The 13,618-nt window shown below is 41.5% G+C and carries 14 protein-coding genes; 13 read left to right on the forward strand and 1 reads right to left on the reverse strand.

Translation table 11 applies throughout. The features are described 5' to 3' along the window. The first annotated feature begins 53 nt into the window (after positions 1-53). Both B2U56_RS04210 and B2U56_RS04215 read left to right on the forward strand, forming a co-directional pair. Complete coding sequence (locus tag B2U56_RS04210) at positions 54-425, forward strand: hypothetical protein (protein ID WP_013048974.1); 372 nt, start codon at positions 54-56, stop codon at positions 423-425. 20 nt (positions 426-445) lie between these two features. Next, the gene (locus B2U56_RS04215; protein WP_013048973.1) at positions 446-907 is read left to right on the forward strand and encodes a hypothetical protein; all 462 of its coding nucleotides are present in this window, start codon (positions 446-448) and stop codon (positions 905-907) included. Between the two features lie 18 nt (positions 908-925). Here the strand turns inward: B2U56_RS04215 and B2U56_RS04220 are convergent, their stop codons facing one another. Continuing rightward, positions 926-1,435, reverse strand: a complete 510-nt coding sequence (locus tag B2U56_RS04220) for an O-acetyl-ADP-ribose deacetylase (protein ID WP_013048972.1) — start codon at positions 1,433-1,435, stop codon at positions 926-928. Positions 1,436-1,761: 326 nt separating this feature from the next. Here B2U56_RS04220 and B2U56_RS04225 point away from each other — a divergent pair, with 326 nt between their 5' ends. The 11 genes from B2U56_RS04225 to lpdA all read left to right on the forward strand — a co-directional run bounded on the left by B2U56_RS04225 (position 1,762) and on the right by lpdA (position 13,600). Continuing rightward, positions 1,762-2,391, forward strand: a complete 630-nt coding sequence (locus tag B2U56_RS04225) for a GntR family transcriptional regulator (protein ID WP_013048971.1) — start codon at positions 1,762-1,764, stop codon at positions 2,389-2,391. 59 nt (positions 2,392-2,450) lie between these two features. After that, positions 2,451-3,455, forward strand: a complete 1,005-nt coding sequence (locus B2U56_RS04230) for a thiamine pyrophosphate-dependent dehydrogenase E1 component subunit alpha (protein ID WP_286952530.1) — start codon at positions 2,451-2,453, stop codon at positions 3,453-3,455. Positions 3,456-3,470: 15 nt separating this feature from the next. After that, on the forward strand, positions 3,471-4,442 hold the full coding sequence (locus B2U56_RS04235) for an alpha-ketoacid dehydrogenase subunit beta (RefSeq protein WP_013048969.1): 972 nt from the start codon (positions 3,471-3,473) through the stop codon (positions 4,440-4,442). A gap of 15 nt (positions 4,443-4,457) precedes the next feature. Further along, complete coding sequence (locus B2U56_RS04240) at positions 4,458-4,934, forward strand: PPC domain-containing DNA-binding protein (protein WP_013048968.1); 477 nt, start codon at positions 4,458-4,460, stop codon at positions 4,932-4,934. Positions 4,935-5,068: 134 nt separating this feature from the next. Beyond that, a complete protein-coding gene (locus B2U56_RS04245) occupies positions 5,069-6,142 on the forward strand; it encodes a DctP family TRAP transporter solute-binding subunit (protein WP_013048967.1) in 1,074 nt (357 codons plus the stop codon). 66 nt (positions 6,143-6,208) lie between these two features. Beyond that, positions 6,209-6,679: a TRAP transporter small permease gene (locus tag B2U56_RS04250; RefSeq protein ID WP_013048966.1), complete on the forward strand. Its 471-nt coding sequence runs from the start codon at positions 6,209-6,211 to the stop codon at positions 6,677-6,679. A gap of 434 nt (positions 6,680-7,113) precedes the next feature. Further along, positions 7,114-7,911 carry a hypothetical protein gene (locus B2U56_RS04255; RefSeq protein ID WP_286952532.1) on the forward strand — a complete coding sequence of 266 codons (798 nt, stop codon included), beginning with the start codon at positions 7,114-7,116 and terminating at the stop codon, positions 7,909-7,911. A 180-nt stretch (positions 7,912-8,091) separates the two neighbouring features. Next, positions 8,092-9,243: a site-specific DNA-methyltransferase gene (locus B2U56_RS04260; RefSeq protein WP_286952533.1), complete on the forward strand. Its 1,152-nt coding sequence runs from the start codon at positions 8,092-8,094 to the stop codon at positions 9,241-9,243. Positions 9,244-9,462: 219 nt separating this feature from the next. Continuing rightward, positions 9,463-10,806, forward strand: coding sequence for a TRAP transporter large permease (locus B2U56_RS04265; RefSeq protein WP_286952534.1), 1,344 nt, complete (start codon positions 9,463-9,465; stop codon positions 10,804-10,806). 22 nt (positions 10,807-10,828) lie between these two features. Beyond that, complete coding sequence (locus B2U56_RS04270) at positions 10,829-12,085, forward strand: dihydrolipoamide acetyltransferase family protein (protein ID WP_286952535.1); 1,257 nt, start codon at positions 10,829-10,831, stop codon at positions 12,083-12,085. A 27-nt stretch (positions 12,086-12,112) separates the two neighbouring features. Then, positions 12,113-13,600 carry a dihydrolipoyl dehydrogenase gene (gene lpdA / locus B2U56_RS04275; RefSeq protein ID WP_013048963.1) on the forward strand — a complete coding sequence of 496 codons (1,488 nt, stop codon included), beginning with the start codon at positions 12,113-12,115 and terminating at the stop codon, positions 13,598-13,600. Positions 13,601-13,618 lie beyond the last annotated feature (18 nt).

Raw genomic sequence — 13,618 nt, forward strand, 5'->3', positions numbered from 1 at the left:
CAGAGCCCCAAGCACGTACAATAAATAGACCTTAAAGGAATACGGAGGCTTTTATGAAGAAAAAGCTTTTTATTGCGCTTGTCTGTATTGCCTGTACAGTGGTATTGTTCGTGGGTTTTACAAACAACAAACCAACTGATCGTTTCCAAGAAGGACCAGCAGGAACAGAATTCCTGCTAGCCAGGGCCGATAAAGCTTTAGCTCTGGCCGAAATTGTAAAAAGCGCGGGAGATTCAAATGTAGAAGGGCTTGACGAGGAATCTAAAGAAATCGTACAAACAATATTGCAAGAAGTTGAAAGCAAACGTCAGCAGCTTTTCAATGTGCGGATAAAAGTTTCTCCTGCTGCAGACACGAAACTTCTTCAGGATTTGGAGGAAAAAGTGATTGCCCTTGAAAATGAACTTGCCCCCCTAGTTCACTGATAAGAAAGGAGAAGTATGGAGTGCGGCCAGAAACCCTTGAGATAGCAAGAAGAACAAATAGCGTATTACGACAATACATGAACATTCAGAACGACCTTTTCAAACCTTCTCTTCGAAAATTAATACGTCTTCCCGGGATTTATACCCCCGTAGACTACCAGGGGAATCGTTTGGCCCTCACCGCTATTTCGGTAGAACTTGAGGACATTAAGCGCTCCATAAGGGATTTTCGTCCAGACAATGAATCGGAGGACGGAAAATTTCTCATTCTTCAACGAGCCTATGTTTCAGGAATGGCCAGAGCAGTTTCTTGTGTAAAACTCATAACTGAAAAACTCTATCAAAGAAGTATGGGAAACAAGGAATATTCAAAAAAAGACTATGGAGAAGACATCGAGGTCTTTAAAAAAGTCGAACTAGAATTTCTTGAAATAGGGTTGAAGTTAAACAAAATAATCCATGAGAAACAGCAGAGTCGTTAGTTCTTTAAATTTTAATATTTATTTCGATAGAATTTTGTTGTATAAATCGTAAGCTTCTTGGCTAAAGCATACGAAAATGACCTTTTCCAGTCTTGAGTCTTTTTGGATAAAAGAAGAAACCTCCCTTATGGCTATCTGAGCGGCCTGATCAAAGGGATAACCATAGACCCCGCAGCTTATCGATGGAAATGCAACAGATTTACATCCATTTTCCACGGCCAGTTCGAGACTTTTACGGTAACAGGAGGCCAGCAGATCGGGTTCCCCCTTTGTGCCTCCCCTCCAGACTGGACCTGGTGTATGGATAACGTATCGTGCAGGCAAACGGTAGCCCTTTGTTATCTTTGCATCCCCTGTGGCGCATCCGCCAAGGGTACTGCATTCTTCAAGAAGCTCCGGCCCGGCGGCTCTGTGAATAGCTCCATCAACGCCACCTCCGCCAAGAAGAGTGGTGTTTGCTGCATTAACTATGGCATCAACTTCAACTTTTGTGATATCGCCTTTTAACAATTCAATTTTTTCATTCATAATCCATCCCTCCCGATACAAAATTATATCTCAACATCAATACCTTATGTTATAAGCACTATTTTCACAGTTAAAGTCAGCCCCTTGCGTCAAAAGGGCAACGGAAAAAGGCCATGAAGACTTTTAAAAGGCGGGACTTGAATTCTTAGAAAAAAATGAATCTAAACAAAATAATTCATAAGAAATAACACGATTATTAACTCTTTAGATTTTAATGTTCTCTTATTAATTCGTCTTGACATGACATAGGATTCTAGATATTCTTTATAGTGTACAAGTTGTATGTTACTTGTATGCAGGCTTATATCGATAACAGAGGTGAGCTTATGTTAAAAATGAGAAAAAAAGATATAGCCTACGAAAAGATTAAAGAGTTGATTCTCGACAGAGAGTACATGAAAAACCACAATATTTCAGAAAACTTTCTTGCAGAGAAATTAGAGATGAGCAGGACACCTGTCCGTGAGGCCCTGCAAAGGCTGCAAGTGGAGGGCTTCATAGAAATATTCCCCAACCGTGGGATAGCATTGCGAGATGTAACAGTTCTCGAAGCAAACGAAATATTTGATCTGAGAATGGCCATAGAAGAATTTGTCGTTAAAAATGTTTCCCCACTGCTTACAGATAAGCACTTCAGAGAGATAGACCGTAACCTTTCATTTCAAAAGCAAGCAATAGAAAAAGGCGATGTAACGGAGTACCTTCAGTACGATCGTGATTTTCATGATTGCTTTTTGCAAATCTATTCTAATTCCCTCATTATTTTCACAGCCAAACGAGTGCAAGACCGCTTTTTTTCTGTCGGAGTCAATGTGTTAAAAGGTCCTGGAAGTGTAGAACGGTCTTTTCGCCAGCATTGCGAAATTGTAGAGGCTCTTCGCAAAGATGATTCGAAGATGGCTGTTGAAGCTATGCACCTTCATCTGCTCACTGGGAAAAGAAATCTGATGGCCTGATTTTATTTTTTTAAAAAATTATTTCAATATTCAAGACTGTATCGTGAGGAGGGGTCTGTATGCGTGCGGAAGTCGTTCGTAAAGAACCTGCGATTCCAGTCAGAGATTTTGACAAAGAGACCCTTCGATCTCTCTACGAAACGATGGTAAAGATCCGTCATTTTGAAGAGAAGGTCGAAGAGTTCTTTTTTGCTGGTGAAATTCCAGGTTTTGTCCATTTGTACATAGGAGAAGAAGCTGTAGCCGCTGGCGTTATGGCAAACCTGAGAAAAACGGATTATATCCAGAGCACTCATAGGGGACATGGCCATACTATAGCAAAGGGAGCCGATTTAAAGCCTATGATGGCAGAGATCTTCGGAAAAGAATCTGGTTATTGCAAAGGGAAGGGCGGCTCTATGCATATTGCTGATTTTAGCATAGGGATGCTTGGGGCCAATGGAATAGTTGGAGGGGGTTTCACCCTCGCGGCAGGAGCGGCCCTGGCCCAGAAAATGCAAGGAACAGATGGCGTTTCAGTTGTTTTTTTTGGGGACGGAGCTTCAAATCGCGGTACATTCCATGAGGGTATAAATTTGGCAGCGGCCTGGAAACTCCCCGTTATTTTTGTCTGTGAAAATAACCATTGGGCCTCAACAACGCCCTATCATACCACTACAGCAGTTGAAAACATCGCGGATAGGGCGCTTGGTTATGACATACCCGGAGTCATAGTTGATGGGAACGATGTTTTCGCAGTCTATGAAGCGGCCCAAGAGCTTATAGAAAGGGCCAGGCGAGGCAGCGGACCAGCATTGCTGGAGGCCAAAACCTATCGGATCAAAGGCCATTTTGTGGGAGATCCCGAAAAGTACAGAACGAAAGAGGAAGTGCAGAAGGTTTTTGATGAAACAGATCCCATCCCTCGTTTTGAACAGAAAGTAATTGAAGGGGGAGTGATGTCCAAGGAGGAGTTGACAGCCATTGAAGAGGCCGTGAAAAGGTCTGTTGCAGAAGCTGTCGAGTTTGCTCGAAATGCTCCTGAACCTGAGCCTTTCGAACTCTTTGAAGATCTCTATGTATAGGGCGGTGAATGAATAATGAAGATTATCAGCTTTTCTCAGGCGACCCTTGAAGCCATGGAAGAAGAAATGCTTCATGATGAAACCGTCTTCGTCATGGGAGAAGACATTGCCAGGCAGGGTGGCATTTTTGGACAGTTTAAAGGTCTCCCTGACAAATTTGGTACAGAACGAGTTAGAGACACCCCCATCTCTGAAACGGCTATTGTGGGGGCAGCGGTAGGAGCGGCCCTTGCGGGGATGCGTCCTGTTGCAGATATGCATTTCGCTGATTTTATTGGCGTTTGTATGGATGAAGTGTTTAACCAGATGGCCAAGGTCCACTATATGTTTGGAGGACAAAAGACTCTTCCCATGGTTCTTCGGGCTCCAGATGGGCTTATTAATCAGGCTGCGGCTCAGCATTCCCAGAGTGTAGAGGCGTGGTTCCAGCATATTCCGGGATTGAAAGTTGTGATTCCTTCAAATCCAGCCGATGCAAAGGGGCTTCTAAAGTCCGCGATTCGCGATGACAATCCTGTTATTTACTTTGAGCACAAGGCTTTATTCAGCATGAAGGGAGAAGTTCCCGAGGAAGAGTTTTTTACTCCCATAGGAAAGGCGAAAGTCATTAAAGAGGGTACAGATGTAACCCTTGTTTCTTATTCCATGACTATGAATCTGGCTGTCCAGGCAGCGGAAAAGCTTGAAAAAGAGGGAATAAATGTAGAGCTTGTCGACCTAAGAACCATTTCACCTATAGATAAGAAAACGATTTTAAATTCTGTAGCGAAAACGAATCGTCTTGCCATAGCCCACGAAGCGGTAAAGCAGGGTGGCGTTGGTGGTGAAATAGCGGCCATTGTCGCAGAGGAAGGTCTCGACTATCTTGATGCCCCCATCCTTCGAATTGGAGCCCCCTTTACCCCCATTCCCTTTGCCAAACCTTTAGAGCAGGCCTATCGTGTTACTGCCGACAAAATTTATGAGGGCGTAAAGAGCATGATGTAAGGGAGGGATTCAGAAGTGCAGGCCTTTTCCACAGATGTATCAAGAATGATCGTGGCTCGCTTTGGTCCTGATGAAGATATTTTTGAGTCACTAAGGCTCCTTTGCCAGAAAATGGATGTAGAGTCAGGGTGCATCAGCACCATGATAGGCAGTCTTCAATGTGCCACGTTGGTTTGTGTTACAGAGGATTTTCCAGGGGGACAGGCTCGTTACCTTGATCCGGTTCAAATGGCGGGTCCCCTCGAGTTTATCGGTGCTCAGGGGATTATTGGAAGAAATGAGGATGGAGAGATTGATATCCATCTTCATGGTGCTGTGGCAGGAGAGGATATGCATGCTGTTGCGGGGCATTTTGCCCCGTCGGGGAACAATAGAGTGCTCGCTACGGTGGAAGTGGTCATCAGCGTTTTTTCTGATGTGCAAATGCTTCGTTCCTATGATGAAGAAACCGGATTTAATCTTTTTAAAGTGACGGAGAAGAAGCGAGAGTAATGGTTGTTCATTCACATATAGTTCCAAGGCTAACTACCTACATAATGAGCGGGGGTGAAGGCTAGGGAACAGCTAATAGAGGAGCGCTGCGGGCGTGAGGTGTTTTTATTATCCTTAAAACAGGAGGGAAAAGGATGCGTAAGCTGATTGCTTTTTTAACTTTGTGTGTTCTTGTTTGTGGTCTGGCTGTCCCGGCTCTTGCTGCCTATAAAGACGAGTATAAGCTGACTTGCAACGTTGCTGCACAGAGTGCCTGGGGTAAAGGAGCAGGTAAGTTTGCGGAACTGGTGGCAGAGAAGTCTGGCGGTAAAATTAACGTTAAAGTCTACTATTCTGCCCAGCTCATGGCAGGAAAACAGACATCAGAGTTTATGATAGTACGCAATGAAGCGGCTGACTTTGCTCTTTCATCTACCATTAATTGGTCTCCTCAAGCAACAGAGTTGAACCTTTTTGCCCTTCCTTTCTTTATTTCCAGTCAGCCAGATCCCTATAAGGCACTTGACGCCATTGAGGCCGGCAAAGCTGGGAAGTTCATTGCCGATGCTTTGCAGAAAAAAGGTGTTACAGTTCTGGGCTGGGGTGAGAACGGCTTTCGCGAACTCACCAACGGAGTCAAGCCCATTTCCTCGCCCGAGGATATGGCCGGGATGAAAATTCGTGTAGTAGGAAGCCCTCTCTACCTCGATATTTTCAAGGCGCTGGGAGCCAATCCCATCAATATGAACTGGGGAGAAGCTGTAACCGCATTTCAGCAGGGAGTTGTTGATGGGCAAGAGAACCCTGTTAACTCTGTAATCCTTCCATACAAAGTATTCGAATTCCATAAATACCTTACAGATTGGCATTATGTGGTGGATCCCCTTCTGTACGCAGTAAACAACAGGGTGTGGACATCTTTTAGTTCAGAAGATCAGAAAATGATAATGGAGTGTGTGGAAGAAGCTTCCAAATACCAGAAGGCCCTTGCTCGTGTTGGTCTTGACGGTGATATTTCCCTAGCCTATCTCAAGGAGATCAATGAAGTGCCTCAGGTCATAGAACCCTACAAATACCTTGAAGAGCAGGGAATGATGATAACAAGGCTCAGCGCTGACCAGATAAAGGTTTTTGTCGAAAAGACAAAGCCTGTTTACGATACATGGAAAGAGAAAATCGGCAAAGACCTTGTGGAAGCCGCAGAAGCTGATATGGCTTCTGTAAAGTAGTCATACTCTGTAATAAGGAGGAGGAGCGCCTTTCCTCCTCCTTATAAAAAAGGGGTTGTTGGCCTTATGCTAAAAAAACTTTGGGACCACTTCGAAGAGCTTGTCGGCGCTGTGATGCTGATGATTATGGTCAGCATAGCTTTTATCAATGTTGTAACACGGTATTTTATTAAATACCCCTTGTCTTTTACAGAAGAGATAGAGGTCAATCTTTTTGTATGGCTCGTTATGCTTGGAACCTCTATGGCCTTTAAACAGGGGGCTAATTTAAGTATGACCTTTTTTTACGAGCGTTTGGCGCCAAAGAAACGCCTGATTTGCTTTGTTTTCTCTACGGCGGCATCAATTCTGTTTTTTGCTGTTCTTGCCTATTATGGATATGTGGAAGTCATAGATGAAATAGCTTTGGATGTTACTACAGAATCCCTGGATATCCCAGTCTGGATCTATACCATTGCTACTCCTGTTTTTTCGGTGCTCATTATTTTACGGCTTTTGCAGCATTCTATTCAAACCTATAAAGAACATCAGTTTTGAGGGGGCTTATATGATGACTGAAATTCTTAAAGATATAATCTTGCAGAGTTTGATACAATTTAATTATCCTAAAAGTTGCTGTGCTTAGGGGGGTGCAAAGGCAATAAGGGGTGTGCAGTGGTAGAGAAGTCGATCAAATTGAGATATTTAAAACTGTAAGAGAAGGTGTATAAATTTGGGGTAAAATCTGGGTGTATGGCTTTAAATTGTAAAAATGGTATGAATGGGCAATTAATTAAGCATAAAGTATTAACAAAATTAATCAATGGGAATTTTTATTAATTTATAGATAATAAGGTGATAACATATCATTAATATTGTCAAATATAATAGATACAGAGACTAGAAAAAGATAATATAGTGCTTTCCAGAATTTCCGGAGTATAGCAAAAAAGAAATAAGTAAAAAAATATTTAGATAGGAAGGTAAGATAAATGAATATATGGACTAATAAAAGTATTGAATTAGCAAATCAAAGAGATTATTTAGATCAATTATTTAAGGTCTATCCTATGGCAAATAATTTAAAAAGAGAACTGTCTGATGAAACTGCAGATGAACTAAATAAAATCTTTGAAGAAAAAAACAATGTAAAATTAATTACATTATTATTGGAACAAGAATTATTTCCAGTAAAGGATTCGTATGTCGCATATTTAAGAAGAGATAAATCAGCCATCAAAAGAAATCCTAGAACAATAGATAGATTAGCTGGTATGGTCTATGAAATGGGTATGGAAGAAACAGTTTTTAATATGACACTACCAAAAGAAACAAACCGACAAATAGGACCGTTATTTTCTAATTGGTTAAGAAAAGGTTCTTTAGGTGTTAAAACAACACAAGATCCAGAGGAATTTTTGAATTATGAAGATAATATTATTTTTGAAGCAAGTGATAATGCTATGCAAGAATTTGCTACAACTCACTTAGGTTATCGCCACAACAAAGGTTTGGACTTTATAGCTAAATTTAATAACAAATATATTATTGGTGAAGCTAAATTTCTAACTGATTTTGGTGGTCATCAAAATGCTCAGCTTGCAGACGCTCTAAATGTAATTAGAAGTACTTTTGTCGATACCGAGAAAGAAGTAATTAAAATTGCGGTTTTAGATGGTGTATTATATATCCCAAACAAAGGTAAAATGCACAAAGAATTATTAGAAGCGGATGATGATGAAGTAATAATATCTGCGTTGTTGTTAAGAGATTTTCTATATTCTTTATAAAGACCAACTATTAAAAGTCAATAAATAAATTAAAATTATTTAATTTATTTTGCCTTTGTGATTATAGAATTTCTACCAGAACCCGTCAAGGGGAAGAGAGTCCCTTGACAGAACCTGCTATAAATTCTTATGTAAAATTAGGCAAAACAAATAAGCCTAGACTAGAAAAGAGGAGGAAAAATGAAATTAGATTATAATTTAAAACAATCAGAAAAAACTATTTTAGATAAGATAGATTCATATAATGGATTTAAATTAGAACCAGAAAAAGAGAATATAATTTTACAAGGGGAGAATTTTAAAGCATTATCGATCTTATTAAAAAATGGTTACAGATCAAAAATAGATTTAATTTATATTGATCCACCTTTTGCCACTACTAATGATTTTATTATTAGTGAAGAAAGAACAAGTACAATAAGTATTCCTAAAAATGGAATAGTAGCTTATTCAGATAAATTAGAAGGTCCAGAATACCTTGAATTTATAAGAGAAAGGCTAATTTTATTAAGAGAATTATTGTCAGGTTCAGGATCAATATATTTGCATATTGACTATAAAATTGGACACTATGTAAAAATTATCATGGACGAAGTTTTTGGTGAAAAAAATTTTATAAATGATATTACACGAATTAAAGGTAATCCCAAAAACTTCCAAAGGAAAGCTTATGGTAATCAAAAAGATTTAATTCTATATTATGCTAAAAATAAAGGTGAACATATATTTAATCACATAACAGAACCACTTGATGAATCAGAAATTATTCAGAGATTTAATAAAGTAGATGATGAAGGTAGAAGATACAACACAATTCCTTTACACGCACCAGGTGAATCTTCTGGCGAAACTGGCGGTGAATTCATGGGCATACTACCACCAGAAGGACGGCATTGGAGAACATCACCAAAAAAATTAGAAAAATTAAATGATGAAGGATTAATTGAGTGGTCTAAAAATGGTGTTCCTAGATTGAAAAAATTCGCAGATGAACACAAAGGAAAAAAGATTCAAGATATTTGGTTAGATTATAAAGATCCGCAATATCCTGAATATCCTACACAAAAGAATAATGAGATGTTAGAGATGATAATTAAACAATCATCTCATGAAGATTCTATTGTGTTAGATTGTTTTTGTGGAAGTGGTAGTACATTATTTGCAGCACAAAATCTTAAAAGAAAATTTATTGGTGTAGATGAATCTCAAATTGCAATTAATGTGGCTACAAAAAAACTTACAGACTTTCAATTAATTCATTTATCAGATGAATTAGAATCAAAAATTTTTGAATCGGAAAAACAAGATATACAATTGTCCATTGAAATATAATAAAAAGGGTTAATTTAATAAACATCAAATGGATAATTCAACTTTTTAATTTTATCGATATATTTTAATTTTGTTTAAGTGATATTAAAGGTGTGTGCATTAAAAAATAAAGAAATATGGTATAAAAATAGAATCTTATAAAAGAATATTATAAATTGTTTTTTTATTGCTCTTGAAACGAGGACTCAGTTAAAGCCCTTGGTTTCAAGAGTTTTCTTGTTGTCAAGAATCTTAGATACTTTTATTATCCTTTTCAATTGTATCAAACTCTGTACGAACATAGACCCCGCTTTGTGGGCGCTTATTATTTTTGTAATACCCCTTTTGCTCAAGTTTCCAATAGCAGTGGCCCTTGGGGGATCGGCCCTTTTTGTATCGTGGCATTGGAGCCTGGGGCACCAAATGATTTCCTATAACTTTTATGCCGGCATAGCTAAATTCCCCCTTCTGGCCATTCCTTTCTTTATTTTAGCTGGGGTCATTATGGAAAAAGCTGGCATTGCGGTGCGGATCATCAATCTTATAAAGGAACTGGTAGGCTCCGTCACGGGAGGACTCGCCATAGCGACTGTAGGGGTGGCCACCTTCTGGGGAGCGGTCAGCGGCTCTGGCCCAGCAACTGTTGCTGCCCTCGGGTTGATCCTTATTCCCGGAATGGCGGCTGCCGGATATGATAAGGCTTTTTCTGCCGCTGTAGTGTCTGTTTCTTCTGGTTTGGCAATAGTTATTCCGCCAAGCATAGCATTTATTGTGTACGGTGTTGTTACAGAGACTTCAGTAAGCGCTCTTTTTGCGGCTGGTGTTTTCCCGGGTATAGTGGTGGCTCTGTTTTTAATGCTTTTTGTTTATTTTATAAGTAAAAAACACGGATATCACGGAGAGCCCCGTGGGGGGAGAGAAAAGCTCTTAAAAGCATTTAAAGAATCATTTTGGGGTTTGTTGACTCCGGTTATTATCCTTGGAGGAATCTACGGAGGTATTTTTACTCCCACGGAAGCCGCGGCTGTCGCTGTTTTTTATGGTCTCTTTGTGGGTGTTTTTGTCTATAGAACCATAACTGTGAGAGTTATGTACGAAATTCTTGTTTCAAGTGTTATCTCCACTGCCGTTGTCATGATCGTCGTTACCTGTGCCGGTCTCTTCTCATGGGTAGGTGCCACAGTAGGGCTTATTGATAAGGCTGCGGATCTCCTTCTAAACCTTTCTGGTAACCCTATGGTTATTTTGTTGCTTATCAATGTTATTTTGCTTTTGGCGGGAATGGTTCTCGATGCCATTTCTATCTACTACGTTTTTCTTCCCATTCTCATACCTATTATGGCTCACTTTGGATGGGATCCTATCTGGTTTGGCGTCGTAATGACGGTTAACCTCGCTATAGGGCAGGTGACACCTCCTGTAGCTGTCAACTTGTATGTGGGAGCCAATATCAGTAAACTCTCTATGGAAGATATCAGTAAACCTGCAATGCCTCTGGTGTTAGCATCCATATTGGCCCTAATTGTAATTACGCTGTTCCCCACGATCTCTACGTTCTTGCCTAAAGCTTTTAATCTTTATTAAGCAATATGGAAGGAGGTTTATTATGGCTACGCTGGTAACCATGCCAAAATTAGGACTCACCATGAACAGCGGTTCTGTCTCTGAGTGGAAAAAAAAGGAAGGGGATGCTGTCAATAAGGGAGAGATCCTATTTATCGCCGCTACGGATAAATTGACCTTTGATGTAGAATCGCCGGAAGAAGGATTCTTACTGGCCATTATTGTGAATATCAACGAAGAGGTCTCTGTGGGTTCTCCTCTCGCTGTCATAGGAGAAAAAGGTGAAGATTACTCGCCCCTTATAGGTGTTTCTCCAGAGCTGACTTCAAAAGGTTTCATCAAAGCATCCCCCCTGGCGAAAAAAACGGCCAGAGACCTTGGAGTTGATATATCTCAGGTTCATGGGAGCGGGCCAGAGGGGCGTATTGTAAAAAAAGATGTAGTAGCCTTCGCTGAAAGCCCATCTGCCTATGAGAAGGTCAAGGCGTCGCCAATGGCAGAACGTATGGCTGCAGAGCTTGGTGTGGATCTTGCTGCCATTGAGAAGCAGGGGCGTATTATGAAAGAAGATGTCATGACCACTGTTTCCTCTCTTCCATCTCGCATTTTAGCAGAGGACCATTGTATTCCTCTGTCAAACATGAGGAGGGTCATTGGCGAGAGAATGCTTCTTTCCACAACGTCCATTCCGGCAGTCTCATACAATATGGAAGTTGACTTTACATTTCTTATAGCTTTCAGAAAGAGTGTGAAAGTGGCTGTTTCGAAACAGGGCGTGAAAATCTCTTACAATCATATTTTCATGAAAATATGTGCTCAGGCTCTTATGGAGCATCCCATGGCCAATGCCTCCCTTGAAGGGCAGGAAGTAATTCTTCACGGAAATGCAAATATCGGATTGGCTGTTGCTCTGGAAGGCGGCCTTGTAGTTCCTAATGTGAAGGGGGTTCAAACTAAATCCCTCTCCCAGCTTGCTGTAGAAACAGAAGATCTTGTGGCCAGGGCGCGTGCTAACCAGCTTGAACTGGAAGAGATTCAGGGCGGAACCTTTACTATTACAAATATGGGAATGTTTGGCTTACACAGTTTTACTCCCATAGTGAATCCACCAGAAGCATGTATTTTGGCTATTAATACTATTGTGGATCGTCCAGTAGTCATAGACGGAGAACTTAAGGTTCGCCCTATGGCCATGCTCTCCCTTAGCGCAGACCATCGCCTTCTGGATGGGGCAGATGCCGCTAAATTTCTCGCCAGGATTAAGGAACTTGCAGAAAATCCCTACCTGTTGCTTTTGTAGGGATAAGGAGGAGGTTGGCAGCGGCTTATGGCACATTCTATAACAATGCCGAAACCCGGCTTGACAATGACAGAAGGTCCAGCTCCCATAGCAGAACCCCTTCCTTCTGTTGGAGAGCAAAAGAAACATGTGGTTATCATTGGGGGAGGTCCGGGAGGGTATGTAGCAGCCATTCGCGCTTCTCAGCTGGGCGCCCGTGTGACCCTTGTGGAGAAAAAACGTCTTGGAGGAGTATGCCTTAACGTGGGCTGCATCCCTACAAAGGTTCTTCTACATTCAGTAGAACTTTTTACAGCCATCAAGAAGGCATCCCATCTTGGAATTGTTGCAGAGAAGGTTTCAGTGGATTGGAATGCCCTCATGAAGCGAAAAGAGAAGGTTGTGGATCACCTGACAGGCGGTGTTGGCATTTTACTGAAATCCAATGATGTAGAAGTAATTGATGGCTTCGCGAAGTTTTTATCCCCTCGCTCTGTGGGTGTAAAACTGAAGGATGGCGGGGAAACCAGAATTGAGGCCGATTCTTTTATTATCGCTACAGGATCCGAGCCTGTAATTCCTGCCATACGGGGGTTTGATATTCCAGGTGTTATTACCAGCAATGAGGCCTTAAGCCTGGAAAAAGTGCCTTCGTCAATGGTTGTAGTTGGCGGAGGAGTTATTGGGATGGAGTTTGCATCGATCTATGCTTCTTTGGGAACGAAAGTTACTGTGGTAGAAATGCTGCCAGACATTCTTCTTAATATGGATGAGGAATTGGTTCAGATCATTAAAGGAGTTCTCGCCCGTTCAAAGGTTGTTTTTCACACATCTTCTAAAGTGACAGAAGTAAAGGAGAGGGCGGGCGTGCTGGCAGTCAGCGTTGAAAGTCCTGATGGAACAGTGACCGTAGAGGCCGAAAAGGTGCTTGTATCTGTAGGACGCCGCCCTGTTATCAATGGCCTTGGGCTTGAAAAAGCCGGAGTCATAACAGAGAAGGGGCGTATCCGTGTTGATTCTTATCTCCGCACCAACGTGAGTCACATTTATGGAATAGGTGATTGCGCTTCTCCCATAATGCTGGCTCATGTGGCCTCTCGTGAGGGAATTGTAGCTGCGGAGAACATTATGGGAAGGTCTGTTACCATGGATTATAAAACTGTTCCCAGCGCAATCTACACCTCACCAGAGATAGCGTCGGTCGGGCTCACTGAGAGGCAGGCTCGGGAAAAGGGGTTTAAGGTGAAGGTCGGGCGGTTCCCCCTGGCTAATAACGGAAAGTGCATTATTATGAATGACATTGATGGATTGGTGAAGTACGTGATCCATGAGAAGTACAATGAAATTTTGGGTGTACATATCATAGGGCCAAGGGCCACAGATCTTATTGTGGAGGGAGCTTTGGCCCTTCGTCTGGAGGCCACGGCGGAGGAGATTATTTCTACAATCCATGCCCATCCCACCATAGGAGAAGCTTTGGCAGAAGGGGCTCTGGCAGCCTTGGGGCGGGTTATTCACCTGCCAGCAAAAAAATAGCGCAATGAATAAGCCGGA

Source organism: Aminobacterium sp. UBA4987 (assembly GCF_002396985.1).
GTDB classification, from domain to species: domain Bacteria; phylum Synergistota; class Synergistia; order Synergistales; family Aminobacteriaceae; genus Aminobacterium; species Aminobacterium colombiense.